At 42.3% G+C, this 24,857-nt stretch carries 23 protein-coding genes and 2 pseudogenes; 4 read left to right on the top strand and 21 right to left on the bottom strand.

The window, feature by feature from the left end; translation table 11 throughout:
• Nucleotides 1-114 (top strand): annotated as a pseudogene (locus tag IQ230_RS27755) (IS982 family transposase); the annotation flags it as partial.
• Between the two features lie 12 nt (nt 115-126).
• On the opposite strand, the pseudogene IQ230_RS19685 reads toward IQ230_RS27755, so the two are convergent.
• Nucleotides 127-612: pseudogene (locus IQ230_RS19685) on the bottom strand (IS5 family transposase); the annotation flags it as partial.
• A 144-nt stretch (nt 613-756) separates the two neighbouring features.
• On the opposite strand from IQ230_RS19685, the gene IQ230_RS19680 reads away from it, so the two are divergent.
• The gene (locus IQ230_RS19680; RefSeq protein WP_339384100.1) at nt 757-1,035 is read left to right on the top strand and encodes a hypothetical protein; all 279 of its coding nucleotides are present in this window, start codon (nt 757-759) and stop codon (nt 1,033-1,035) included.
• 152 nt (nt 1,036-1,187) lie between these two features.
• Here the strand turns inward: IQ230_RS19680 and IQ230_RS19675 are convergent, their stop codons facing one another.
• The 4 genes from IQ230_RS19675 to mfd form a co-directional block, all read right to left on the bottom strand.
• Entirely contained in the window at nt 1,188-2,051 is an 864-nt protein-coding gene (locus IQ230_RS19675) for an iron-siderophore ABC transporter substrate-binding protein (RefSeq protein WP_228055161.1), read from the bottom strand.
• 224 nt (nt 2,052-2,275) lie between these two features.
• The gene (locus tag IQ230_RS19670; RefSeq protein WP_193933949.1) at nt 2,276-4,741 is read right to left on the bottom strand and encodes a TonB-dependent siderophore receptor; all 2,466 of its coding nucleotides are present in this window, start codon (nt 4,739-4,741) and stop codon (nt 2,276-2,278) included.
• Between the two features lie 129 nt (nt 4,742-4,870).
• Nucleotides 4,871-5,890, bottom strand: a complete 1,020-nt coding sequence (locus IQ230_RS19665) for a helix-turn-helix transcriptional regulator (RefSeq protein WP_193933948.1) — start codon at nt 5,888-5,890, stop codon at nt 4,871-4,873.
• A gap of 100 nt (nt 5,891-5,990) precedes the next feature.
• Nucleotides 5,991-9,554: a transcription-repair coupling factor gene (gene mfd, locus IQ230_RS19660; RefSeq protein WP_193933947.1), complete on the bottom strand. Its 3,564-nt coding sequence runs from the start codon at nt 9,552-9,554 to the stop codon at nt 5,991-5,993.
• 351 nt (nt 9,555-9,905) lie between these two features.
• Between mfd and IQ230_RS19655 the strand changes: the two genes are divergently transcribed.
• Nucleotides 9,906-11,204 carry a hemolysin family protein gene (locus IQ230_RS19655; RefSeq protein WP_193933954.1) on the top strand — a complete coding sequence of 433 codons (1,299 nt, stop codon included), beginning with the start codon at nt 9,906-9,908 and terminating at the stop codon, nt 11,202-11,204.
• 31 nt (nt 11,205-11,235) lie between these two features.
• Here IQ230_RS19655 and IQ230_RS19650 read toward each other — a convergent pair whose 3' ends face one another.
• The 9 genes from IQ230_RS19650 to IQ230_RS19610 form a co-directional block, all read right to left on the bottom strand.
• The gene (locus IQ230_RS19650; protein WP_193933946.1) at nt 11,236-11,883 is read right to left on the bottom strand and encodes a Uma2 family endonuclease; all 648 of its coding nucleotides are present in this window, start codon (nt 11,881-11,883) and stop codon (nt 11,236-11,238) included.
• Between the two features lie 123 nt (nt 11,884-12,006).
• Complete coding sequence (locus IQ230_RS19645; RefSeq protein WP_193933945.1) at nt 12,007-12,867, bottom strand: hypothetical protein; 861 nt, start codon at nt 12,865-12,867, stop codon at nt 12,007-12,009.
• Nucleotides 12,868-12,896: 29 nt separating this feature from the next.
• Complete coding sequence (locus IQ230_RS19640; protein WP_193933944.1) at nt 12,897-13,877, bottom strand: Rab family GTPase; 981 nt, start codon at nt 13,875-13,877, stop codon at nt 12,897-12,899.
• A 15-nt stretch (nt 13,878-13,892) separates the two neighbouring features.
• On the bottom strand, nt 13,893-16,112 hold the full coding sequence (locus IQ230_RS19635; protein WP_228055159.1) for a GTPase family protein: 2,220 nt from the start codon (nt 16,110-16,112) through the stop codon (nt 13,893-13,895).
• 65 nt (nt 16,113-16,177) lie between these two features.
• Nucleotides 16,178-16,870 (bottom strand): rhomboid family intramembrane serine protease, encoded by a 693-nt coding sequence (locus IQ230_RS19630; RefSeq protein ID WP_193933943.1) that lies wholly within the window; start codon nt 16,868-16,870, stop codon nt 16,178-16,180.
• A 278-nt stretch (nt 16,871-17,148) separates the two neighbouring features.
• The gene (locus IQ230_RS19625) at nt 17,149-17,862 is read right to left on the bottom strand and encodes a rhomboid family intramembrane serine protease (RefSeq protein ID WP_193933942.1); all 714 of its coding nucleotides are present in this window, start codon (nt 17,860-17,862) and stop codon (nt 17,149-17,151) included.
• A gap of 112 nt (nt 17,863-17,974) precedes the next feature.
• Complete coding sequence (locus IQ230_RS19620; RefSeq protein ID WP_193933941.1) at nt 17,975-18,244, bottom strand: BrnA antitoxin family protein; 270 nt, start codon at nt 18,242-18,244, stop codon at nt 17,975-17,977.
• Nucleotides 18,207-18,482, bottom strand: coding sequence for a BrnT family toxin (locus tag IQ230_RS19615; protein ID WP_193933940.1), 276 nt, complete (start codon nt 18,480-18,482; stop codon nt 18,207-18,209). Before IQ230_RS19615 ends, IQ230_RS19620 begins: the two co-directional genes overlap by 38 nt.
• 227 nt (nt 18,483-18,709) lie before the next feature.
• Complete coding sequence (locus tag IQ230_RS19610; RefSeq protein WP_193933939.1) at nt 18,710-19,426, bottom strand: LuxR C-terminal-related transcriptional regulator; 717 nt, start codon at nt 19,424-19,426, stop codon at nt 18,710-18,712.
• Nucleotides 19,427-19,517: 91 nt separating this feature from the next.
• Here IQ230_RS19610 and IQ230_RS19605 point away from each other — a divergent pair, with 91 nt between their 5' ends.
• Nucleotides 19,518-20,213 carry a DJ-1/PfpI family protein gene (locus IQ230_RS19605; protein ID WP_193933938.1) on the top strand — a complete coding sequence of 232 codons (696 nt, stop codon included), beginning with the start codon at nt 19,518-19,520 and terminating at the stop codon, nt 20,211-20,213.
• A 115-nt stretch (nt 20,214-20,328) separates the two neighbouring features.
• Here the strand turns inward: IQ230_RS19605 and petJ are convergent, their stop codons facing one another.
• The 7 genes from petJ to hpsC all read right to left on the bottom strand — a co-directional run bounded on the left by petJ (nt 20,329) and on the right by hpsC (nt 24,842).
• Entirely contained in the window at nt 20,329-20,661 is a 333-nt protein-coding gene (gene petJ, locus IQ230_RS19600) for a cytochrome c6 PetJ (RefSeq protein WP_193933937.1), read from the bottom strand.
• A 128-nt stretch (nt 20,662-20,789) separates the two neighbouring features.
• Nucleotides 20,790-21,209, bottom strand: a complete 420-nt coding sequence (gene petE, locus IQ230_RS19595) for a plastocyanin (RefSeq protein ID WP_193933936.1) — start codon at nt 21,207-21,209, stop codon at nt 20,790-20,792.
• 116 nt (nt 21,210-21,325) lie between these two features.
• Nucleotides 21,326-21,823 carry a photosystem II cytochrome PsbV2 gene (psbV2, locus tag IQ230_RS19590; protein ID WP_193933935.1) on the bottom strand — a complete coding sequence of 166 codons (498 nt, stop codon included), beginning with the start codon at nt 21,821-21,823 and terminating at the stop codon, nt 21,326-21,328.
• Between the two features lie 198 nt (nt 21,824-22,021).
• On the bottom strand, nt 22,022-22,513 hold the full coding sequence (psbV, locus tag IQ230_RS19585) for a photosystem II cytochrome c-550 (protein WP_193933934.1): 492 nt from the start codon (nt 22,511-22,513) through the stop codon (nt 22,022-22,024).
• A 122-nt stretch (nt 22,514-22,635) separates the two neighbouring features.
• Entirely contained in the window at nt 22,636-22,836 is a 201-nt protein-coding gene (locus IQ230_RS19580) for a translation initiation factor IF-2 (RefSeq protein WP_193933933.1), read from the bottom strand.
• A gap of 330 nt (nt 22,837-23,166) precedes the next feature.
• Complete coding sequence (locus tag IQ230_RS19575; protein ID WP_193933932.1) at nt 23,167-23,763, bottom strand: pilus assembly FimT family protein; 597 nt, start codon at nt 23,761-23,763, stop codon at nt 23,167-23,169.
• Between the two features lie 122 nt (nt 23,764-23,885).
• Complete coding sequence (hpsC, locus tag IQ230_RS19570; protein WP_193933931.1) at nt 23,886-24,842, bottom strand: hormogonium polysaccharide secretion pseudopilin HpsC; 957 nt, start codon at nt 24,840-24,842, stop codon at nt 23,886-23,888.
• Nucleotides 24,843-24,857 lie beyond the last annotated feature (15 nt).

Below are 24,857 nucleotides of genomic sequence, written 5' to 3'. Positions count from 1 at the left end.
CATCGTAGTCCCGTCAATTTTGGTGTTAATGTCCTCTGTGGTTTGATTGCTTATTGTCATCAGCCCAAAAAGCCCTCCCTTCACTTAGAATGGGCTTTACCTCCATCTGCTTAACCCGAACTCAGGTAAGATTAATTTGGCGCCTTCTCTTTCTGGCAAGTTAGCGGCGGTGACAACCACGACCATTAACAAGCCTAAAGTATCAACCAAAATATGACGTTTACGACCTTTGACTTGTTTGCCTGCATCATAGCCAACACCTAAATGAATCATGGTGGCAGTTTCGACAGATTGGCTATCCAAGATTGCTGCCGAAGGACTAGGATGACGGTTACAGGTAGCTCGCATCCATTGTCTTAACTGCTCGTGAATCCTTTCCCAATCCCCATCTAAACGCCACTGCCGGAAATAGTGATATACCGTTTTCCACTTGGGGAAGTCATGAGGCAATAATGACCAAGCGCATCCCGCTACAAGTACATAAAAAATTCCATTTATGACTGCTCTCATATTTACGCTACGAGGACGACCGCCTACTTTAGCTGGTGGAATCAACTTCCTCAGTAATTCCCATTGTTCATCTGTGAGATCGGTACGATATGATTGACCCATGACTCTCGTTCTCTGTCATTTTTTGCTATTGACAGGTTATTGTAACGAGAGCTTTTTTACTTTTCAGACCTCCTCTTAGATGAGCATCTTAATCCGGTATATCGCTTTCAACTTGTACGACGCGAACCTGAGTTAGTTGTGCGGATGATTGGGGATTTGGATGCACCGCCTAAAGGCACTCTAGACCCAGACATCTTGATTTGGTGTGAAATTAATAAGTTTGTTTTAGTGACAAATAATCGTAAATCAATGCCGAGGCATTTGACTGACCATTTGGCTGCGGGTCGCCATGTGCCAGGAATTATCACAATCAATTTATCTCAAAGCATTGGACAAACCGTTGAAGAGTTAATTATAATTGCAGGTGCATCGTTTGAGGATGAATACCAAGACCGCGTTGAGTATCTACCACTAACCCGATGAAGCTCATAAAATTTTAGGATAGCGACTTGTTATCATCATTTAAACAGAATATTAGCATTGTAATCACTTATCGCCTCAGCATCATTGAACTAAGTTGTTCTTCAAAGCGGTGGTAGAATTGGCAGATAAACAAGCTGAGTTTCTGCATCAGTTTAAGAAGAACTGACGAGGTACTTGTAAAGGTCATCAATCACTGCATTAGCAGCAATCATGTCGCTATTGCGCCAAACTGAGACATCGACAAAATAAACACGATTTTGTTGAACAGCTTTGAGTTTACTCCAAAGAGGATTGTTTTTAAGCCTTTGTAAGTGCGATTCACCATCGTAGGAATTGTACACAAATAAAATATCCCCGTCGGCTTTATCAAAGGTTTCTTCTGAAAACGTGATAAATCCCAGAGGAGCAGTAGTGTTTTGAGCTTCCGGACGTTTTAGCCCTATATCATTAAGTATGGAGCCAGGGAATGAATTCTTCACATCACTAAATATTTCACCACAGCAAAAGTTAACGAGGGAAATTGTTTTATCTTGATAGCGATCGCCTAAAGCAGATTTAAGTTCTTCAATCCTCTGGTAATAATGCTCCCAAGCTTGTTGTTTAGCTTTTTCTTGATTTAGTGCTTCAGCCATGAAATTGAAGTAGTCACGCCAAATTCCTTTCAGTTCTTTATTGCTATCCCAGTCATCTTTGCCATGCCAATCATATGGCGTAGTAGGAGCAATTTCTGAAAGTTTAGGGTAAACAGTTTCAATAGGTTGCCAGCTTATAATTAAACCAGGTTTAAGCAACAGTAGCTTTTCTAAACTTGGCTGATTTTGATCTCCTACTGGCTCTACCCCTTTTGCTTTATCTTTTAAATAGGGAGAAAATTCGTCTCTTCTCTCAAGGTCGAAGCTGCTACCAATTGGTTTTACACCAAGAGCCAGTGCGTTTCCCAAGGAAGGTCTACCTAAAGTAACAACACGCTGAGGATTGTTTGGTACGCAAACTTCCCCCAATGCATGTTGAATCATGCGGCACTTATCAGTATTCGCTTGTTGATTAAAGTTCGATGTTGTAAGTTGATGTTGATGACCACTACATGATGAAACAATAAGAAATACTAAAATTGACAGTATAGATAATTGCAACCAATGATTTAACCAATTGAAAATTCTCGGCAATTTCAGTTTTCTCATCTCCTAGTGAAACTCCAAAAGCACTACATCTTTAGCTACTAATACTGGATACTTCAAATCTAAAATGTGAAAGAGAGCGACATTCTAACGTTAAAAGGTGCGCCTGGATAAACAGAAAAGTCTCTACCTTGACTAACCTCGTAATATTCCACATCAAAAAGGTTTTGCACATTAATAGCAGCCCTCCAGTTATCTCGTCTATAAAACAAAGCTGCATCAGCACGCACATAATTAGGAAGTTGAAAATTGCTGTTAGGAAATTCACCTTGTCGCTCATCTACATACACCAGACCTAATCCAAAGCCTAATCCTTGAAAATCGCCTCTTTGAATCTCATAAGTTGTCCAAAGGTTTGCTGAATTTCTGGGCACGTTGCTCAAAAAATCTCCTTCTGGGACACGATTATCTTCTATGACTCGTGCATCCGTGTAGGCATAACCCGCAATGATGTTCCATCCTGGCAAAATTTCACCTGCAAGGGTAAATTCAACGCCTTGGCTTTGTTGCTTTCCAATTTGAATCGAGAAATCTGGATTATCTAAGTCTGTTGTCAGTACATTGCTTTTGGTGATGTCAAAAGCAGCTAATGTTGCAGAGAGATTGTTAGTAATCTCTGCTCTAATGCCAATTTCGTACTGAGTTCCTTGCTCTGGCTCAAAAGCTGAGTTATCTTGCGATCGCCCAACAACAGGATTAAAAGATTGGCTAAAGCTGGCATAGAGAGAAATTGGTTCAATTGGTTGATAAACAACTCCAATGCGGGGGCTGAATGCTGTGTCTGATTGATTGGTCTGCGATCCAGAAGAATAATTTCTCTGATCAGTAAAGTCAATTCGACCACCAATGACTACAATCAAGTTATCTAGCAGAGAAACTTGATCCTGTAAATAAATTCCTAAATTATCTGTGAACGTTACCAGAGAAAACGAGTTGGGTAATGTGTCTGGTCTGGAAACAGTGTAGTTTGGGTCGAAAATGTCAATCGGTGGCAGACTAGCTGTGTTCTCACGATAATTGAATGTAGATCGACCCAAATCAAATCCAACTAGTACCTCATGTTCAATTGAGCCTGTTCTAAAGTTTCCAATAATATCTGTCTGAAGTCTGTATTCCTCTGTAAAGGAATCATATTCTTCATAGCCTCTACTGATAAATCGATCATCGATTAGAGCAAAAGGACTACCAAATTCAGCATTACTTCCTCCCTCATAATTGGAAGATAGAAAAAATCCATTACGAATCTGCCAGTCTTCACTAAACCGATGCTCTAATCTGTAACCTGCTTCATACCTTTCAACATAAACCCCTTCCAAAGATGGGTAACTGAGGAATCGGTTAATTGGTAGCGGTAGAGAACCATCACTCAGTGCTACCAAACCACGATCAAAGACGGGATCATTATACAAGTAAGAAAAATCAAGATTTAGGGTTGTGTTCTCATTGATATTCCACTGTAAATTTGGGGCGATAAAAACACGTTCTGTATTAACGAAATCCCGAAAACTTCCAGAGTTTTGATACACGGCATTTAAGCGATATAGCAATTCGCCATTCTCTGTTAATGGACCTGAAAAATCAATTTCTGGACGGTAAAAGCTAAATTGCCCAGCTGTGAATTCCACCGTATAAGTTGGCTCACGTAAAGGCTGTTCCGTCACTACATTAACAATACCCCCTGGTTGTAACTGTCCGAACAGGATAGAAGCGGGACCGCGCAACACCTCAATTCGCTCAACGTTAGAAAGATCTACAATGTTAGTCCCATTGAAGCGAAATCCGTTTCTAAAATTAGAAGGTTGCTCAAATCCTCGAATAATAAAGCTACCTGCACCAAATCCACCGTAGTCACGAGCCACTGAAATACCAGGTACATTATTTCGCACTGCATCTTGTAACCCTGTTACACCCTGATCTTCAGTTACTTGTTGAGGAATTACCTGAATGGAAGCGGGAATATCTTGTAGCGGTGTATCTGTTCGCGTTGCAGTTGAAGCACTTGACGGGTTATAGCCCTCATCTTGTCCTGTTACGACAATCTCAATCACATCATCTTCTGCCACGGCTTCAGCAGCATCCGGTGTTACCGCTAATACTAACCCTTGAGCTTCTGTTGTTACCTCAACGAGAGGTGGTGCATCGGTTCCTGTAATCGCTACTTGCACTTGACTATCTGGCAAACTTGTCACACGCACCAAAGCAATGCCCTCAATCGGGTCTATTTGCAAAAACTCTTGAGCGATCGCCGCATTCGGAATCTCTGCAATTAGAGTGTTGCCGACGATTCGAGTTTCAGGAACTTCCAAAGCGTTTGCTGTTTCTAGCACCACTTGCAAACCCGCCTCGGTCGTCTCTACCCGTACTCCAGTAATTTGCACCGGTGAGGCTTCGACAGTAGTTGCAGGTTGTTCTTCACTTAACTGTGGTACTTCCTGCGCCCTGGCTGGTATTTCTATATTGATTGCAGCACCCAACAAGCTTAGTGCCAATACGCATTGAACCGTTACCCAAACCTGACTCATCGCCATATTCGTCCTCACCCAGTTCACTCGGCTCTCTCAATTGCAAAGAGTTCTTATTTATGTAGAACTGAGTTTAAACAGAAGGCGATCGCCAAATCTACTCCAAACCTACACCATCACCCCAAGATTCTATTTTTAAGGATTTTTTGATTCAAAAAGCAATTTTTTGCCACGGATGCAATCGCTGGGAGTGATCCCAAAGTGACGCTTAAACGCTGCGGCAAACTGAGCGGGGTTTGCATAGCCGACACGATTTGCTACTTCTGCCACTGTAGAGTCAGGTTCCCGTAACAAGCGTTCAGCCTGTTCCATCCGCTGCTGAGTGAGATAAGCAAAAGGCGTGACTCCAAACAGCGAGCGAAACCCTTTATGCAGCGTACAATGACCAACTCCTACTTGCTGCGCGAGTTCAATTTGTGAAGGGGGATGTTCTAGATGCGAGCGCAAAATTTCTGCTGCATGATAAATTCGGGCGATCGTGCTGGGTTTGAGGGCTGATGCTGTCTGTTGCTGGCGCAACCTTCTCATAGCAGAATTATCCACAACGCCCTCAAGCTGAAGTGCCATCAACTCAAACACTTTGCCCTGCAAATACACCCGCTTAGTTGTTCCCAAAAATGGACAGTCGATGATCTGCTGCGCCACTAATCGCATTGCTGCTGTAGTTTTAGGCGAAAATACTTGTTGCCAATCGTCTCCTCGCACCAATGGTTTTAGTTCGGTTGGTAACTGCCCTGTCGGTGTTGCAAAAAATTGCCTCAGCAAGTGTGGCTGCATATGGATATCAACTCCAACATGAGGTTGAAACTGTGGTCTAAACATCTGATGGCTTCGCTGAATACCGCTGCCACCCACATAACTTTGTTCTCCATTGATCGATACTAAATCGTCATCTATTACTCCTGACAAGTACACTGCAAACTGCACAAAGTGACTATTCTCTGGTACTCGCTGCGTTATATCGTTGTAGGTTTCATTAAAAATACATAGTTCCAAACCTGGATATAGCTCTATCTCTCGCACATAGCCACTGCCCAACTGCAATGGCACGGTACAAATTGTTTCTAAGCAATCAACGGAAGTTACAGGGGGGCAATGTTGCTCAGCTTCCATCCAGATTTCATGTACTTCTTGCGTAGTTAAGTCGAGGCTCATGAGAGATGAGGAGATTACAGGTTATTCTAATGAGAATTAGTTTTAATAATCTCGGCTTGCCAATGATAAGTCAAGAAGATAGCTCTCAAGCTGCAACAATTTATGTAAGTACAGGTTCGGGAAGTGCGCCTTGCATTTTACTCAAGAAATCAATCAGGTTTTCGAGTTGTTGATGAGCGCTGAGGACACCCAAACCGCGTACGGTAACTTTACCAGGCGAATAGACAAAACGCGATCGCAAACTTTCGGGTAAATTTGCTGCAAGTAAGTTCCACGCGGGTTCTTCCATTGGAGTTTCTAAAATCACGTGTTGCTTTCCTTCCGGTTTAATGCGACTGAATCCTAAGGATTTAGCAACTTGCTTGAGTTCCATCACGCGCAGTAATTGATTTGCACCACTAGGAATCGTACCGTAGCGATCGCTCCACTCGGCGGCTATTTGTGTTAATTCTTCTTTCGTTTTTGCAGCGGCGACAGCACGATATGCACTCATCTTTTGATCCATATCGGCGATATAATCTGCGGGAATAAATGCGGTGAGATTTAGATCAATTTGCGTATCATCAACACTGGGAATTTCTTGTCCGCGAATCTCGCGGATTGCTTCTTCGAGCATTTCCATGTAAAGATCAAAACCGATCGCATCCATTTGCCCTGACTGTTCTGCACCGAGTAAATTACCGACACCGCGAATTTCCATATCGCGCATTGCCAGTTGATAACCTGAACCGAGTTGCGTAAATTCTTGAATCGCGCGTAAACGTTGCCGTGCTGCATCGGATAAGGCGCGTTGCTTCGGGTAAAATAACCAGGCATGGGCTTGTATTCCTGCACGACCGACACGACCGCGTAGCTGATAAAGTTGCGATAAGCCAAAACGGTGGGCATCTTCAATCAAAATCGTGTTAACTCTAGGAATATCTAATCCCGATTCAATAATTGTGGTACAAACTAAAATATCTGCGTCACCGTTGCTAAACGTGAGCATTGTCGATTCAAGTTCGCCTTCATCCATTTGTCCGTGGGCGATCGCAATTCTACCTCCTGGAATCATTTCCCGCAGATTTGCCGCAGTTTCTTCAATACCATCAACACGCGGGACGACGTAAAAAACTTGTCCGCCGCGATCGAGTTCTTGGCGAATTGCACTACGTACCGATTCTGAATCATATGGTGCTAAATGCGTTTTAATCGGACGACGAGTTGGAGGTGGTGTGGTAATCAAACTCATCTCGCGAATTCCCGACAGCGACATATATAAAGTGCGCGGTATGGGAGTTGCACTGAGAGTTAAAACATCAACTTGCGTTTTAAGTGATTTGATTTTCTCTTTTTGATTGACACCAAAGCGCTGTTCTTCGTCTACCACGAGTAGACCTAAATCACGGAAGTTTACGCCTTTACCTAATAGCTGATGCGTACCAACAACGACATCTAATTCTCCTGTAGTAAGGCGGCGTTGAATATCGCGGCGTTCTTCGGCGGTACGGAAGCGGTTGAGTAAACCCACTTGAATCGGGTAAGGTGCAAAACGTTCTTTGATGGTGTGGTAGTGCTGCTGTGTGAGAATCGTCGTAGGCGCAAGTAGGGCGACTTGTTTACCTGCAGTGACAGCTTTAAAGATGGCGCGGATTGCTACTTCAGTTTTCCCGAAACCGACATCACCACAAACCAGACGATCCATCGGGCGATCGCTTTCCATATCGCGTTTAACGTCTTGTACCGCTTTTAACTGATCTGTTGTTGGTTGATAAGGGAATGAGTCTTCAAGTTCTTCTTGCCAAGGTTGATCGGAGGGATACGCCAAACCTTGTTGTTGCGATCGCGCTGCATAGAGTTTGAGTAAATCTACTGCTAATTTCTTAATTGCCTTGCGAACGCGATTTTTAGTATTCGCCCAGGCTTTCCCCGTCATCTTGTTTAATTCTGGGGGCGATTCAGTTGTACTGCGAAATCGCGATAACGATCCGAGTTGATCGGCAGCGACGCGCAGTAAGCCATCAGCATACTGAATAACAATGTATTCGCGGGTTTCTTTATTCAGCGTTAAGCTTTCGAGTTTGAGAAACTTCCCAACACCATGATTGCGATGGACAACATAATCGCCAGGACGCAGCTTGTTTAAATCAACTTGCTTCGATGCAGCTTGACGGCGCTTGCGAACATAACTTGGCGTTGCTAAAGTATGCTGACCGAAAAACTCGCGATCTGTCACGACTGCGAGTCGGAACGTTGGTAAAATAAAGCCTTCGAGTTCTGCTAAGCCCGAATACTTCAAACCTACCGGCGTATGTGATATCTGTAGCTTATCAATCGCTTGAAAGTCACGGGGATTAGGAATAAACTGTGCAGGACAATCGTGTTCTTGTAATAAGGAAACAGATCTAGAAGGCTGCGCCGAAACTAACCATACTGAAAAACCGCGATCGCGTTCAGTGCGAATCGTTTCAGCAATCTTGCCAAATTGATGCGGTGACACTGGTACAGGGCGACTTGCTAGATTGAGGGGTGAGGATTGAGGGGGAGCCAGTTGCGTGCGGAGGTGTCCTCCGTTGAGCAAACTGGCGTTGAGGGGTGAGGTAAGATCTGTTTCAATGACAAGTTCTGAGAGATGGAGTTGTCGGAAATTGCTGGCGGTTGCTAAAGAGTCTTCAAAAGCACGATGAATGCGCGGTAGATGACTGAGTGCGGCGTGTTGTTCCTCGGCGTTTTCTAAAGCGCGATCGCTATGTGCTTGACATTGTTCAATTTCATCAATGGCAATTAGCGTGTTTTCGGGTAAGTAATCAAGTAAAGATGCGGGCTTGTCAAAGGCTAAACCTAAGAAACGACGACTACCTTCTAGAGTTTGATTTGTCTCAAATTGCTCTTGTTCTTCTGGTGATAAATAAGCGCTGACTTGTTGCTTCTTGTCAGCAAGAGAGGAGACGATAATCGGAGCAAAAGTTGTCGGAGTGAGTATCAGAGAATCGATTTTATCCAAAGCGCTGCCATTAGAACTGCGCGATCGCTGCGTTGCTGGGTCAAATTCGCGAATTTGCTCAATTTCGTCCCCAAACCACTCTAAACGTACTGGTAACTCGGAAGCGACAGGAAACACATCGACAATATCTCCGCGCCGACTCCATTGCCCTTCAGTTTCTACTAGCGGTACTCGTTCATAGCCTAATTGCGCCAGTTTGTCACCAAAAGCATTCAGATCTAACTCCATCCCTTGCGTAACATTCAAACAGTACGGCTGAAATGCCTCTAGGGGTGGTAAATGTGGTTGTAGCGCCGCCTGCGTCGCGATGATTGCCATCTTTGAGAAGCTAGCATCGCCCCGATTCTTCACCAAATCTGCCAAAACCTGCATTTGTCCCCACGTCATTTCTGTTTCAGGGTCAAAAGGTTCGTAGGGAGAAGCTTCAGAAGTCGGATAAAAGTGCGTTGTTTGCCAGCCCATTGCTTCAAGCTGTGCTGTCCAGCGTCCGGCTTCTTCAAGGGTGGAACACACAACCAAAAGATGCGATTGCGCCTCTTGTGCCAAAGCTGAAGCCACCAATCCTTTAGGAAGGCGAGGAATGCCGTTTAAACGACAGACGCGCTGTCGCTCAAGTTTAGCTAAAATTTCTGTTGTGAGCGGCGATCGCCCCAAAGCACGAACAATGGAAAAAAATGCCATAGCTTCCGCTGTCTTATTGATGTCTTCTGCCTAACAAGGTGCTAGAAAATAGGTTCCTTGACTATTTTAGAGTCCCTGACGCGATGATATTTAGTTATTAAAGGTTGGATTCCCCTACTTATACCGTTTCCGCTTTAGAGTTGCGACATCTAGGCAGCAGAGGGAGTAGAGGAGAATTGAGAATATATAATTTGTGAAAATTGGTATAACCAGAATCTTAAGTCAGCTTAGATGTTGACCAGTTTTCTCTTCCCACGACTTAATAACTCAGAGATAATAATGACATTTCTATTCCCTCGCCCCTCGCCCCGGACTTCGTCCCGCTTCGCTAACGCCCCTCGCCCCTAGTTAATCTCCTCCATGAACGTTGAAATTCTCATTATTTTTCTGCTGATCGTCGCTAATGGCATATTTGCTATGTCAGAAATAGCGGTTGTCTCATCACGTAAGGCACGGTTGCAACAATTAGCAAATGAAGGTAATGCTAAAGCACGAGCGGCATTAAAGCTTGCCGAGTCGCCAAATAACTTTCTATCAACTGTACAAGTGGGAATTACACTAATTGGGGTTCTTACAGGTGCTTTTGGTGGTGCGACGATCGCCGGAAATCTCGCAAATTATCTCCAGCAAATTCCTGTGCTTGCGCCGTATAGTCAAGCGATCGCATTAGGTATCGTGGTTTTGACCATTACATATCTTTCACTGATTATCGGCGAACTTGTGCCGAAGCGCCTAGCATTAAATAGCCCCGAACGAATTGCTGCAAATATTGCAATGCCTATGCGTACAATCGCGGCGATCGTTTCTCCAGCTGTTTATTTTTTGAGTGCTTCTACTGATTTTGTCTTACGCATCTTAGGAATTGGTCCCTCGACTGAACCGTTAGTGACCGAAGAAGAAATTAAAGTTCTAATCGAACAAGGAACTGAGGCGGGAACCTTTGAAGCGGCTGAACAAGATATGGTTGAACGTGTCTTTGGGCTAGGCGATCGCCCTGTGAGTGCGTTGATGACGCCCCGTCCAGAGATTGTTTGGCTTGACTTGGAAGACTCCCTTGAAGCAAATCGCCATAGAATTATCAATGGCGGTCACTCGCGTTTTCCTGTATGTCAAGGAGGATTAGATAACGTTTTAGGAATTGTGCCTGTTAGTGACTTACTCGCCCGTTGCTTGTCGAATCAACCCTTAGATCTAACTGTTTCGCTGCGTCAGCCGGTATTTGTCCCAGAAAGTACGCGCGGGTTGAAAATTTTAGAAATGTTTAAGCAAACTGGGACGCATATTGCCCTTGTTGTTGATGAATACGGAGTAATTCAAGGATTAGTGACACTCAATGATATTCTTGTAGAAATCGTTGGTGATGTTCCTGATGATGAGCAGGAAGAACCCCAAGCCGTACAACGAGAAGATGGTTCTTGGTTGCTGGATGGTATGTTATCAATTGATGAATTTTTTGAACTTTTTGCAATTAAAGAAGTTTCTACAGAACATCGCGGGAGTTATCAAACTTTAGGTGGTTTTGTGATTACCCATCTTGGGCGCATTCCCACAGCTTCTGACTATTTTGAATGGCAAGGACTGCGAATTGAAGTTGTTGATATGGACGGTAATCGCGTTGATAAAGTGCTAGCTGCACCAATGAAAACATAGGAGAATCTGAATGAATGGTAAGGGGATTTTATTAACTATCGCCCGCAAGTTCTCTGACCCACTGGCGAAAAGCTTTCATTGTCGTATTTCTACCCGCAGTTCTACTTTGCTCTAAATATTGAGGAATTGCCTCAACTAGAGGTATTTTTGGAAAGATAAGACTGTTTGTGGATACAACATATTTATCAGCTTGTAGCAAATTAATTTGGAGTTTACCTTGCTCAAAACGCCAAAGTTCAGGAACTCCAAGTGCTTGATAAATGTTTGGATGCGTCCGCGAGGTAATATCAATTTCTAGCGCCAAATCAGGTGGAGGATCGACAGTTAAATCAAGTCGCTTCTTACCACGAATTGCTAGCTCATTTTGAATATAAAAGCATTGATCTGGTTCAATACCTTTAAGCATTGCCTGATTTTTATACGTTGTAGAGCCAAGCGTTAAAAATTCAATATCTAATTCTTCTAATAGAGCTTTAACTAAATCGCCAATAATTTCTTTGATAGCCTCGTGTTCTGGTAGGGGCGTCATAATCTCCAAAGTCCCATTGTCATAAGCAACTCGCGCTGAGCGATGTTCTCCTAATTCATCTAAAATCAGCTCAAACTCCTGCCAACTGACTTCATGAAGTAACACATGTTGTCCTGGCGGAACACTTATTTTTTTGAGTTCTAATAACATTTTTTCATCCTTTTATACACTATTAAATAAACTTTTTCACCTGCGTGGACGTACTATTAAAATCTTACTTTAGAGTACGAAGGTTCACTTTGCTTGAGTAGCACTGATTTTAGTCGAAGGGCATCAGTAATTCATGCTTAGAATAGCCGATTTGTTTAATCTATAAGAAATATATTGAGAAGTTGGTTTAAGTTCTGGTTGTGACTGTAAGTTGGCTTCAGCAATTAGAAGTAAAAGTAAGATAGCGATCGCTATTCCTACAAGTAATAAAATCAGTAAAACTAAGTTATTGTTTTTCTGATTTTTCTGGTAACTGTTCGTAGTTGTTTGTGCGGACGTATAACTTTTTTTATAAGGATCTTTCCAACCTCCTGCTTGCACAAGACTAGATAATCCTCGCCAAACTCCGGCTTGAATTAAAGTTGATTCAGATTTAATCCCTGTAACGACTAGCAAAGGAGCATTTTCGCTGGGTAATATATGTTGTTCGAGTTCGTATGCTAGTTCATCACGTTGCTGTTTTGAATTTTTACCAAGTTTTTTGTCTAAATTAGCCGGAAAATTATAAACATTAATAACTTCTTCAATAGCTAAATGAGTTAGTGAATCAAAATTCACTTGAAAACCGCAATCACCACCAAAAGTGATAGCATGGTCAATTTCTGCTCTTAAATTTTCTCGCAATTCGTCGCGTAAAGCACAGGCAGCGATCGCGCGTAACTTTATTTCGTTTGATTCTGTATCTTCACCTACCCAAGCAACAGAATTACGGATAGTACGTCCTTGAAAATCTTTTCTTTCACTTGATTCTAAACCGGTGACGAGTAAGAGTAGATTCCCATCAAAACGAGCTAAAATAACTGATGGCGATTCACTCTGAATCAATTCATTAATGCGATGTTTTTTAAGAGTGTATGGTACTTCCGGCTGCCAGCAATAATCATCATCTGGAGCATCACCGCGACTTTGGACATAAATATTCATAGCTCATAAAATCCGAATTTGTACGCGCCCTAGCTAATTTTTAATAATTCTTCTCCTTGCAGTAAGGCAAAGCCATTATTTGTTTTACATTCACTAGCAAATTGACTAACCGCTTGCTTGAGATGATAATCTCTTCCTAGCCAATCGCGAAGAAAACTAAATAAGCCCCAACTACGCGATCGCGTATCGATATGTAACTTTAAAATAAACCGCAGTAAATACCGCAATGGTTGTTCGCTATCTTGAGGATTATAGACAGCATCATGACTAATTTTACGAAAGCGAAAATGCGGAGTGCTACTATTATTATCTATTCTAGAAAAAACAACACTGCCTACTGTTTGCACAGGATTAACGACTACAGCAACTTTAGGTAGTAAATTCGCTGAATTAAACAAGTCAATTAAGCGGCTGTATCCTTCTTTAACTCGCTGCAAAAGTTCTTTAGCCGAGGCTTCAGTTTGGATGTACTTTTCACATTTAACTGGTGCAAATATCACTAATCGCGGTGAATCTAAATCTTGATACGCAGTTTTAAATAAATCAGTCATTTGCTGCGGGCGATTAATAAATTCATGCCATTTGCCGTTTTGTTCCATCAAAGCAGGTGCGTCAATTGCAATCAGAACTGCAACACAATCAGTCAGTAAATCCTTGACAAATTGCCGTTTTTCTGGTGTTGCTTTTGCAGCATGATATCCACCAGGGTAATCTTGAAAATGTAATTGTAAAGAAGGTTTTTGTCCTTTTTGCCCTAAACCAAAGATAAACGATCGCAACTCTTCAGGTTCGCCCTCTGTACCTTGAATTCCCCCAGATGCTTCAAAATCGTCAAGTAAAGTTTTCAGTTCCACTAACCTTTCTTGCAGAATCGCAGAACTTTCTTCATCGGGAGTCAGTTGTAAATTTGTTTTACCAATATTACTTTCAAACTGCTCATAAATTGCCGTGAGTAATGTCGTCTTACCCACCCCACTAGGACCTAACATAGTAATCTTAATTTCGTGCATTCGATCGCCCTGACTTTAATTCAAAAATTGCATAGCATTCGATTGATTTGCTGCGGTAGCTTGCGCAATCGCTTCCAACCATTCACGCCGCAGTCGCGTGCGATCGCCTAATGCAGTAAATTCTGTTTGCCAAACTTGCGCCCTAACTTCTTCCAAAAAGATCCGCCACTCTGATTTTGCACCTTCAGCACGGAGAATGCGATCGACAAACTCTTCAACAATCGCAAATGCAGCTAAACTTGGTTCACTCAGTAAGTCTTCTAACGCTGTTTCGCAACCGTATACAGCTTCTGCATGAAGTGTTTTCAAGTTAGAGAAAATTTCTTTCGCAGTGGGTGATTTAGAAAGTTGCAGCGTTGTTTCATCAGGAGTTAACCCATCCAAATGCTTGCGAATCCGGTGCTGAATCAATCCCCGATAGGAAATCTCAAATTCAGCCAAAATTTGAAACCCCAATCGTAGCGTCGGTAAAGATTCGGGTAGTTGTTGGGCAACTTCCTGGAGAAATTCTACCCCTGTTGCAGGTGTGATGCCACCCAAACGCCCTTGATGAATTAACACATCTGCAACTTGCGATTTTACCCGTATAAGCGATCGCTGCAAACCAACATCCAAAGCTAAAAAATGCTGTGATAGATGGGCACGAATTTCATGCAAGTATTGATAGTAAGCATTAGGATAACCACCTGTGCGATCGCGCCGTTTTTCAATTTGTTCAAGTTCAGGAATTCCTGTATCCTGACGACACGCTGCAATTGCTGCGGCTACTTGTTGTTTAAAATCAATATTCTGTTCATTGCGTTGTGCTTTAAGATGTCGTAGCAGTGCTTCTAAACCACTTGTTAGTTCATTCCACAATTGCTCAAACAACTCAACAAACAAAGGAAACCAGCTATCACCTGTCGTTACCTGCGCTAAAGCTTTATGAGCTTTCTCTAACTCAAGGTTTACTGTCTGCTGAAGTCTATTTAATCGCTCTTGACATGATGTAGCATACTGCTGATCTAAAGTTGTAATATGTGCTGCCAAATAGTCGAGAATTTGATCTAAAACTTGATTTGTAGCAACGGAATCAGCACAATTAGCAATGACACAATCAACCACTTTCAAGTGTTTTTCAGCTAGCGTATCGGCTAAATCTTGACAGTTATTTGAGTTATCGCCGTTTTTCGAGTTAGCATCAGTGCGATTCAGCACCATAAATGACCACAATTCGAGTGGTAAGTCAACTAATGCAGCGCGTGCAGTATCATACAACCGCACATCAACATCCGCCCAGTAGTCACCAGAAGATTTTGGCATTCGCACAAATAAGACGACATCGACATCGTTTCCCAGCGTTTTAACGAGTCGTTCGGCATCACCAACGCCAGTATCGCCCAAGCCTGGCATATCAACTAAGGCAATTTGTCCGACATCCGCATGTGGGAAAGTACAAACAATTTTCACTTCGCGAACTGCGAGATAATTAAAAAACACGCGCTGACCATCAGTCGTATCTTGGGCGACATATTCGCGAATTTCCGATCTTGAGATTCTTTGTGGAGAAGGCGATCGCAGTAAATGACGGTACTTGTCAGCATGGGTGTGATACCGTCCTAAATGTTCATACATTGCCCCTGGTTCAGCATAGCCAGGAAGTTCGCGGGGTAAAGGTGGTAATGGAGACTTGGTAAATTCAGTTAAGGTAATTGGTTTAGCGCCTAGACGTAACTGTTCATAGTAAGGCGCAATTACTTCATCTAAAAACGATCGCTCTGAATGAAACCACACTTCGCCATAAACATCCATACTTGGATTATGGTGAATCGTACTACGCACACCTGTACAGTGTTGGCGATCGCCATCAGGAATTTCCCCAGCGGTCAGTCCTGTCAAACTTTGCAGTAATCGACTCTTACCTTGTCGAGCGCGTCCAACTACACCAATATTAAGAGTATTCCGCGCAAAACGTTGCTTGAGCTGTGCTAGCGCTTGTAATTCTGCGACAATGTTACTCTGTATCGACGATAGATCGATTTCCTGTAAACGTCCCCAGCTATTCACATCATCTACTTGCGTGAGGATCTGCTGGCGATGCGCTTCAAGATCGCGTAGTGCTTGAGAAAGCTTTTCTAGATTTGCTACTGCTGCCGCAATTTTTTCTGCTAAAGGACGGCGTTTTTCTACAATGCTAGCAATTTGCTTTGTGCGATTTACATTCATCTGAAGGTATTGCATATCATAACAGGTCATACCTTTCTCTGATCGAGAAATACAACCAATTTCTCCTCTGTTTCCTAGCTGTGCGCAATATTGAGTTAATCGCGCCGCATTAAACCTAACATTGGACCTAAAATTGCTCCAAAAACAAAACCTCCAGCGTGCGCCCAGTAAGCAACACCGCCGCCTTCCATGCCAACATTTGTGCGTGCAGGCAAGCTAACTAAACCATAAAATGCTTGCTGAATAAACCAAAATCCGAGGAAGAAATAGGCAGGAAGGCGGAATGTTGTAATGAAAAAGCCTAAAGGCACTAAAGTCAACACTTGGGCTTTAGGAAAGCGGAGAATGTATGCACCCATTATGCCTGCGATCGCACCACTCGCACCCACCATTGGAGTACCGGAATTTTGAGAGAAAAACCACTGCGCCAATGCAGCTAAAACGCCACAACTGATATAAAAAATGAAAAATTTGAGATGACCTAAACGGTCTTCAATATTATTACCAAAAACCCACAAAAACAACATATTGCCTCCTAAATGCAGGAGACCGCCGTGCAAAAATTGTGATGTCACTAGAGTTAACCATTCTGGTATTCCTTGATCCACAGGAACAGGACAGGTTGTTGATAGTTGACATGGCACTACTGCTGCACGATTGAAAAATGCTTGTAGTTCTTGCGGTGACAGCGTTATTTGATATAGAAAAATGAATATATTTGCCCCAACTATCGCATAAGTCACATAGGGCGTGATTGATGTTGGGTTATTATCTCGCAGTGGTACCACAGATTTGCTTCCTATTCGTCAAATACAAATGCTAATGTATCGTCTGCCTCTTTACCACCACTAGTTATTCATGATAACTAAAAGCTAAACTCCGTGTTGTTTGCGAGTATGTAGCTTTAATGTTAATACTGTTTGAGATGCAAGAATTAGACAATTGGGGTGTTGTCTATCCGAAGAAGTGGCGATAGTTACTAAGTTTTAAAACTATCCTATGTAATTTTTTATCAAAATTTGCTTACAGAAGTAAAAGGAAAACGGTTTCCCTTTACATTCTGTGTTTAGAGATATTCTTGCTGCGAATCGCCTTTAAATAAGCCTAATACTGGACCTAAAATTGCTCCAAACACGAAACCACCAGCGTGTGCCCAGTAAGCAATACCACCGCTTTCCATACCGATATTTGTGCGGGCTTCTAAACTCGCAACTCCATAAATAGCTTGTTGGAGAAACCAGAAACCGAGAAAATAAAATGCCGGAAGGCGCACGGCAGGAAAGTAAAATCCTAAAGGAATTAACGTTAATACTTCAGCTTTTGGGAAGCGGATAATATAGGCTCCCATGACACCTGCGATCGCGCCACTTGCACCCAAAGAAGGAACTGTCGAACCTTGTGAAAAGAACCACTGGGCTAAGCCTGCTAAAACACCGCAAGCTAGGTAGAAAAACAAAAACTTGAAATGTCCTAAACGATCTTCTACATTATTGCCAAAAATCCATAAAAACAGCATATTACCTCCTAAATGCAAAAGACCACCGTGGAGGAACTGCGATGTAATTAACGTCGCCCACTCTGGTACAGGCTGATTTACCGGAATTCCAGCAAAGCTGGCGGACAACTCACGCGGTACAATTGCAGCTAAATGGAAAAAGGCATCAAGTTGTTGTGGAGGCAAACTTGCTTCGTACAAGAAAGCAAGAACGTTTGCAGCAATTAGCCCGTAGGTAACATAAGGCGTAATTGACGTAGGATTGTTATCTCGAATAGGAACCATGCAATTTGTTGTGAGAAACTGGCAATCACAATAACCAATTTTTTAATTTATATCTTCTAACTAGTGGCTAGTTTTGGCAATTATCCAAGAGCAAGTAACTAACGGCTAGTGGCTACTGATGCGCTTCCATGTAAGCTCGTAGTAATTGATTAATTTGTGTTTGATAGCCCCGCCCTTGAGACTTAAACCACTCTAATACATCGCTATCAATGCGGAGTGTAACTTGAGTTTTAGTTGCACTAGGTACACGCCGCACTACTGCTTTTGCAAACATTTCCGGCGTAATCTCTGGACAGTCTGATAAACCAATATCTTCATCCGTCATGGCATCTAGGCGCTGCCAGTCAGTTTGAGAGTTGCTCGAAGTAGACTCGTTGTTCATATTTCGTTGCCTTTCTTGCAGAAATAATACGGGTACAATTATTACGCTCTGTATGGACAACGGCAATCACTCGCCCTTGCAACAAACCAAATGTGACAAACCGCTGCTCTCCATAGTTGTAGCGATTATCCTCAACAGTCAAAATATCGCCATCAAATACAGTGGGGACATCGGTAAGATCAATCCCGTGTTTGCGAAGATTGATAAGACGCTGTGCTTCATCCGATTCGTATTCCATGACTAAACGACAGCTACAATAGCCAATTGTAGTTATAAATTGTCGTTACAACTCCTTGACTGTGCAAGGTTACTTCTAAACGCCTTACTAGCAAGTTTAAGCTAATATCCAACTGAGGGCTTGCGGTCTAGTGACCTTAAGCAGTAGCAGATAACCTTGGCAAGCCCATCAAGTCTTAACTGTTCGCTTCATCGACTGGCAATCTTGCACCATTTGCCCAGTTTCTTTCATGATTGAAGAAGATCGCGCAATTTTGCCACCATTTCTGTCCGAGTAGAAACTTCCAATTTCCGAAAAATGCGCTTTAGGGCTTGTTTAACAGAATTTTGTGTTATCCATAACTCTGCACCGATTTCTGCATTGGTCAGACCTTTAGCAACGAGCTTAGCAATTTGAATTTCTCTAGGTGTGAGACGTTTAAAAAGTGGATTCGGAATGACTGAAGGTTGTTTGCGCAACTCAGCAAGACGTGCAGAAAAATGCGTGCAAACTGCGCCAAAACTAGCCAAATCAAGTTGATTAAATGCAGGAGTATTGCCAATTCGAGCAAAGTTCACTGTACCGATTAACTGTCCTTGCCCAACAATTGGACCAGTCATAATATGCTCATGATCGCATATAGAACAACATCTTTTGTACAATTCACTCTGCTTCCAAGTTCCCTTTGGCAAAACTAACTCCTCATGGGCTGGAGCATGATATCTTACAACATATTGTAAAACTGGATCAACGAATTTCCCAAACTTTTGATACTGTTCAACGAACGTATCTGAAACGCCCTTGACATCAATACTAGCTGGGCGGTTCTCTACGTCCAGAAGATAAATTCCCCAACGTTGTACTCCAAAGTATCCGCTAACACCATCCATAAATCTAAACCGTAACGCTTGTTCAGTGGGTGCCGTAGCGATTGCTTGAAATAAATGGTGAAGAGAATGATCCATGTGTTGAAGTGTACCCACTTGAGGACTAGTCGCAGCAACTGACTTTCCCTACAATCGTTCCACAATTGGAAATCTCAAGCAACTGTAGACCATGACCCAACTGCAAATTGGCTTTCTTATTTATCCAGGTGTGGTTCAACTCGACGTGATGGGAGCTTATCAAGTTCTAGCATTTCCACCCAACACACAACTACATTTAATCTGGAAAACATTGACACCAATCGCCACTAACGAAGGCTTGACCCTTATACCAACCGTCATGCTTGCGGATTGCCCTCCTTTGGACGTGATTTGTGTACCAGGTGGTGGTATCGGGCAGACTGCGATCGTGAAAGATGCTGAAATCTTGTCATTCCTGCAACAACAGTCAATCTCTGCTCAATATGTGACAAGCGTATGTACAGGTTCAATGGTCTTGGCGGCGGCTGGTTTGCTGCAAGGCTACAAAGCAACTTGCCATTGGGCATTTCGAGATCAACTGGTAATGCTGGGGGTCGAAGTGATTCCTCAACGGGTTGTGATTGATCGTAATCGAGTGACAGGAGCTGGTGTCACATCAGGAATTGATTTTGGCTTAACGCTATTGGGTTTGCTTTGCGGTGAAGAGATCGCGAAAATGACTCAATTGATGATGGAATACACACCTGAGCCACCTTTCAATGCAGGCACACCAGAAACGGCGGGCAAGGAAATCGTGCAACCATTAATCCAGTTTGGCAAGCCGCTTCTCGATGCATTTCTAGCCCAAACAAGAGAGACGAAGGCTCGATTAAAACTGGAAAACTGAATCAGCAAGTGCCCCAGGTTCAACTTTCCAATAATTAATTAAGGTATTGCTCCCTATTTTCAGAGCGATCTGGATTATATAAGTCAACGTATAGAGCATCATTAGGCTAGTTTCTTTACCATCCTATATCAGCTTTGAGCAGAACATACGCTGCCACATCTTGAATTTCGCGATCGCTCAATCGACCTCGAAAAGCGGGCATAGCACTTTTACCGTTGCGGACTTGATTAACAATCGCAACCATTGAGTTCATCTTGTATTTTTCTAGGGCTGGTAACTTCAAGGTTTTGTAGGCAATAATCACGTTACCACCGCCCATGTGACACGCCCAACAGTAATTTTGAAAAATCCTAGCACCGTTGGTTGTTTCGTCTGCTATAGCGGCGTGCGTTGTCCCAAAAATTGAAATAGCGATCGCTAGCACGACAAGCAATAGTAATTTTTTCAAGACATTCCTCGTCAGGCTTGGTTCAGCTAATCAAAATGCCCCAAGAGTTTATTATATGACTCTTGAGGCATCAACAGCGATGCTCTGTACAAGGTTAATTTATGCCACTGAACACGCAAGCAGCATAATTAGCCTTCAACGGTAATTTTGCCAATCATCCCAGCACCACGGTGGGGTTCGCAGTAGTAGGTGTAGTCACCTGCGGGTGCATCTTCTGGGAAGGTAGTCTTAACTTGTTGACCAGGAGTCATGAGCAACTGCTTGTGAGACAGACCTTTCGCTAAATCTGCACTCTTAGTAGGATTATTAGCTGCATCGAAGACAACGTTATGGGGAGGTACTTTGTTGTTTATCCATTCAACTGTGTCACCAGGCTTGATTGTGAGTTTTGCCGGATCGAAAACTAACATTCCTTTATCAGAACCTAGTTTGACTTGGTAAGTTTCAGCTGCTGCTGTAGGAGCAAAGAACGCAAAGCTACCAACAACGAGTACGAGTGCTAAGACAACTGTACCAAAGCGCCGCAAAGTTGCAGCAATAGATTTCATAGTTTTCTCCAAAGAAGTTTATTGTCGCTATTTAATTTTAAATAAAAACAAACACCAAGTACGACGAGTTGTCATAGATACATTTTTTATTATTAAAAAAAATCAGGAAAATTCAGTTAAAAGCTTTCTGTACCCCATCCTCTAGCCTTCTGTGCTGCTGTGAGGACAAACGCAGCTAAGCTTTCTACTTCCTCCTGAGTCATCCAAGATTCAGGTACTTGGCGACACCAGTATGTTTCTTCTGAGCCATCGTAAACCATCGGTTGGCGAAGAAAAGCAACGAGATTGCCGACATTATCTCTTGGAGGGTTTGCTCCTTTGAGCTTGTCTAGTGCAAGCGATGTTTGAGGATCTGGAAGAGTAGCACCACCTACATGACAGTTTAAGCAGTTGTTTTCAAACAGCACTTTGCCTTGAGATATTTCTTCGAGGGAAAAATCGCGAGTAGTGCCTTGTTCATCCACTTCAAGAGCAATTGGTTCTGTAAGCCGTAGATATCGTGCAAGATAAGGGTCGATAGCCGCAGCAGTTGCTGAGGGAGTCATCTGTAACAACGAAACGACAACGATAGACAAAAATATAACTAGACGGCGCACACAGCTTGTACTTAACATTTATTTAAGCTTGAAACACGATTAATGTAAGATTATTGGCTAGAAATCGAGATACTCGTAGGAAAAATTTAAATCTGCTGACTTTCACTGTCTAAATAACAGAAAAGCAATTAGCTCTTAGGTTTGATCTAGTTGGCTAACTATTCAGGGTTGCGCTAAAAGCTAATTGCTAAAAGCTAATCGCTTGTTGACAAGAGTTTAGTAGTAAATCTTGCCGCCGCCCCAGCGATCGCCAACAATTTTTGGTTGCAACAGCACATGACCTGCGATCGCCACTAAGTCATCTTCGGTAAGATTGCGCATTGCTGGGTAAATATCTGCACTCTTAGTGCTAGGATGCAACTCCGCAATTTCTTCTTCACCATCGTAGGTGGTGGGATTGTGCATATAATCCACAAGTCCCTCAATATTGTTGCGGGGTGGTGTTGCTAAAGCAAGAGTTTCAGGGTCAAGCCCGACGTTTTGGTTTGTCTTAGTTACACCTCCTGCGTGACACTGCGCACAAGCAAAGTTAAATAAGCGTTTACCTTCTTGGACTTGTTTGAGGCTCAGCACAGTGGTATCACCTTGATCATTCAGCGGTACTGTTCGCACTGCTTCGCTTAGTTCCACTGCGGCTGCATTGTTAACAATCAATCCGAATGTCAACAATATAGTAGCCACCGCAAGCCCGATGAATCTTTTAAACATTGTTTCCTCTTAAAAATTTCGACCTCAACACAGCTTTATCGTGGTAACTCAATCCCTTCTTGTACTCTCACTCACAGCGAAGGCGAAATTCCGACTGCTTGATTTTAGGTTCTGACTCGATGTCATGAACTAGCCTCCCCTTGAGAATCTGAGTTATTCTTCTCGATTACGTGAGAGATAATTGCTTTGGCATCCTCCAAGGGTAGACGAGTCTTAGAGGACTTATAAGCAATACCCAGCCGATCGCACAAAGAAAATACTTCTTCTACTGTGAGGTTGTAGTCCGTTGCTAATTCTGCAATGGATACATCTGCAAAACCCATAATGAATGATTGTTAAGTGACAGTTAGAGATTAAGCTGCTCTAATATCAATATCATGTCACTGAGCAATTTGTTTACTTTTGATAAGGATCTGAGACTTGATTAATGTAATAATACATAACGTTAGCTAAAGTTCACACTTGCCAAACGCTTTTAAGTAGAGAATTAGAGTCGGCTAATGCCATGTGCTCATAGAGCAAGCGTCAGTAGTCACTTGAGCAAGAGAGAGCTAAGTGATTAGTAAAAATTTATGTTGATTGTCTTCCTCAACTCCACGTCAGTCTGACGCCACGTATGCAAACGTTTCCCCTAAGAGATTTGACAAACAGTCTTAGCTGCTACCAGCGTTACACTGGTCTTCTCTACCTATTTGCATTGCTCCCAGAAGAGTTCTGACGACTACACATCGTCTTGTTCCTGCTAGAGGTTGTGTGGAATTATTACCAGGTTGGGCTACAGTAACAATTAAAGGATTAGTTTCGCTAAAACTAGCATCGCGTGGTAAGTTACCTCTGAAATCAAAACTAATTGTTTGTGTTGTATTTGCTGCATAAGTTATGGCAGTATTCGCAATGCTGTCACCATTTAAATTAGTTCCTAGCAGAATTTGTTGGGGGTTAATTCCTAAGTCTTCAGTCAATGGTTTCCAATCTGTATTACTTGGTGTAGTACCCATAGGATGAATTGCGACTTGAGGAATTTGATTGTTAGTTCTAAAGCTGACACTATAACTAATTTTTTGCTTTCTAGCTTCTTGCTGGGCGTTTTGTAAAGTTCGTAAAATTGATTCGTTGACAGCACTTATCCGTTGACGATTCACAAAACCTAACCAAGATGGTACTGCGATCGCCGATAAAATTCCAATAACTAAGGTAACTACAATAACTTCTATCAGTGTAAACCCTGAATCTAATTGCTCATTTGACATACTTGATAAAGATAGTTTTGAGTTTTGAGTTAACTATATTCATAATTCTAAAAAACGGTAATAGCTAAGAATAAGTAATTATGAACTGAGAAATCTCTAATCCCTGCGCCTTGATTTCTTTATTAATTACGACTTAGTAATCCTCGCCCTTGGACTTGCACACTAACATTAGGGCAATATACAGAAGTGCGATCGCACGTTGCATCATTTCTAATCCGCGCGATCGCATTTCCTCTGAGGTGAACTTGTGCTGTTGTGTTTATTGAGTCTATACAAGCATAAAAACCACTTGCAACAGCGGGAACTTGTTGTGTATTATCTGGACAATTTTGCTTTGTGCTAACACTTGTGTCAATAAAGTCAACGAGTGTAGCTACGCTATGAGTATAGTTTTCATTAGCTTTCTGCCAGCGGTTCATTTTATCTTTTAAAGTTACTCCAGGAACTCTTAAATTAAAAAATTGAAAACCATCATGCGGTGATTCAATATAATTATTAGGATTTCTCGGATCTTTGACACCATCATTAATTTGAAATCGCGCGATCCGAGCTGTATTAGAATTAGTTTCATTTTCTGGATTTTCAACTAAATAATAGGCGACTAGTGAGTAAACAAAAGTATCATCAAGTTTCGTACTAGTCAAACAGGTAATTGATTCATTTGTGCAGCGTGAAAAAACTTCTGGCTTAAATTCACGTTTCCAAAAAACAAGAACTGGAGTACATTCTGCATCAGTATCACACCCTTGTGCAGGTGCTAAAGGAGGAATTTGATCTTTAATCCCTGGCGATATATTAGTTGATGTATTATTTAAACCATCGGCATCATAGATATAAATTGCTTGCCTTAAATCTTGTGTAATATAATTAATTGTTGATTGAATTTCTTGTTCAGAATTAGCTTTTGCTTCCTCTTGGCGTTGTGTTGCTAAAATGTTGAGCATAAAATTCATTAATGGCGCAATCACTAACCCTGCTAGGACAATACCGACTAGCAGTTCAATTAAGGTAAAGCCACGATTTAGTTTTGGATAAAAACGTGTGTGGATGTACCGCAGCAGTTTAAGTGAATTAATCATGGCATAGCTGTCCTA

It is taken from the genome of Gloeocapsopsis crepidinum LEGE 06123 (assembly GCF_015207655.1).
Taxonomy (GTDB): Bacteria; Cyanobacteriota; Cyanobacteriia; order Cyanobacteriales; family Chroococcidiopsidaceae; genus Gloeocapsopsis; species Gloeocapsopsis crepidinum.
This window is presented reverse-complemented; position numbering and strand designations above follow the sequence as displayed.

Coding starts and splice junctions, on each gene's coding strand:
- IQ230_RS19580 (WP_193933933.1), bottom strand. CDS start 22,836: ATGGGTTTTGCAGATGTATCCATTGCAGAATTAGCAACGGACTACAAC.
- IQ230_RS19620 (WP_193933941.1), bottom strand. CDS start 18,244: ATGAACAACGAGTCTACTTCGAGCAACTCTCAAACTGACTGGCAGCGC.
- psbV (WP_193933934.1), bottom strand. CDS start 22,513: ATGTTTAAAAGATTCATCGGGCTTGCGGTGGCTACTATATTGTTGACA.
- IQ230_RS19610 (WP_193933939.1), bottom strand. CDS start 19,426: ATGGATCATTCTCTTCACCATTTATTTCAAGCAATCGCTACGGCACCC.
- petE (WP_193933936.1), bottom strand. CDS start 21,209: ATGAAATCTATTGCTGCAACTTTGCGGCGCTTTGGTACAGTTGTCTTA.
- IQ230_RS19605 (WP_193933938.1), top strand. CDS start 19,518: ATGACCCAACTGCAAATTGGCTTTCTTATTTATCCAGGTGTGGTTCAA.
- IQ230_RS19625 (WP_193933942.1), bottom strand. CDS start 17,862: ATGGTTCCTATTCGAGATAACAATCCTACGTCAATTACGCCTTATGTT.
- IQ230_RS19640 (WP_193933944.1), bottom strand. CDS start 13,877: ATGCACGAAATTAAGATTACTATGTTAGGTCCTAGTGGGGTGGGTAAG.
- IQ230_RS19575 (WP_193933932.1), bottom strand. CDS start 23,763: ATGTCAAATGAGCAATTAGATTCAGGGTTTACACTGATAGAAGTTATT.
- hpsC (WP_193933931.1), bottom strand. CDS start 24,842: ATGATTAATTCACTTAAACTGCTGCGGTACATCCACACACGTTTTTAT.
- IQ230_RS19680 (WP_339384100.1), top strand. CDS start 757: ATGATTGGGGATTTGGATGCACCGCCTAAAGGCACTCTAGACCCAGAC.
- IQ230_RS19615 (WP_193933940.1), bottom strand. CDS start 18,482: ATGGAATACGAATCGGATGAAGCACAGCGTCTTATCAATCTTCGCAAA.
- IQ230_RS19670 (WP_193933949.1), bottom strand. CDS start 4,741: ATGGCGATGAGTCAGGTTTGGGTAACGGTTCAATGCGTATTGGCACTA.
- IQ230_RS19650 (WP_193933946.1), bottom strand. CDS start 11,883: ATGTTATTAGAACTCAAAAAAATAAGTGTTCCGCCAGGACAACATGTG.
- IQ230_RS19675 (WP_228055161.1), bottom strand. CDS start 2,051: ATGATTCAACATGCATTGGGGGAAGTTTGCGTACCAAACAATCCTCAG.
- IQ230_RS19635 (WP_228055159.1), bottom strand. CDS start 16,112: ATGACCTGTTATGATATGCAATACCTTCAGATGAATGTAAATCGCACA.
- mfd (WP_193933947.1), bottom strand. CDS start 9,554: ATGGCATTTTTTTCCATTGTTCGTGCTTTGGGGCGATCGCCGCTCACA.
- IQ230_RS19645 (WP_193933945.1), bottom strand. CDS start 12,867: ATGAATATTTATGTCCAAAGTCGCGGTGATGCTCCAGATGATGATTAT.
- psbV2 (WP_193933935.1), bottom strand. CDS start 21,823: ATGTTAAGTACAAGCTGTGTGCGCCGTCTAGTTATATTTTTGTCTATC.
- IQ230_RS19665 (WP_193933948.1), bottom strand. CDS start 5,890: ATGAGCCTCGACTTAACTACGCAAGAAGTACATGAAATCTGGATGGAA.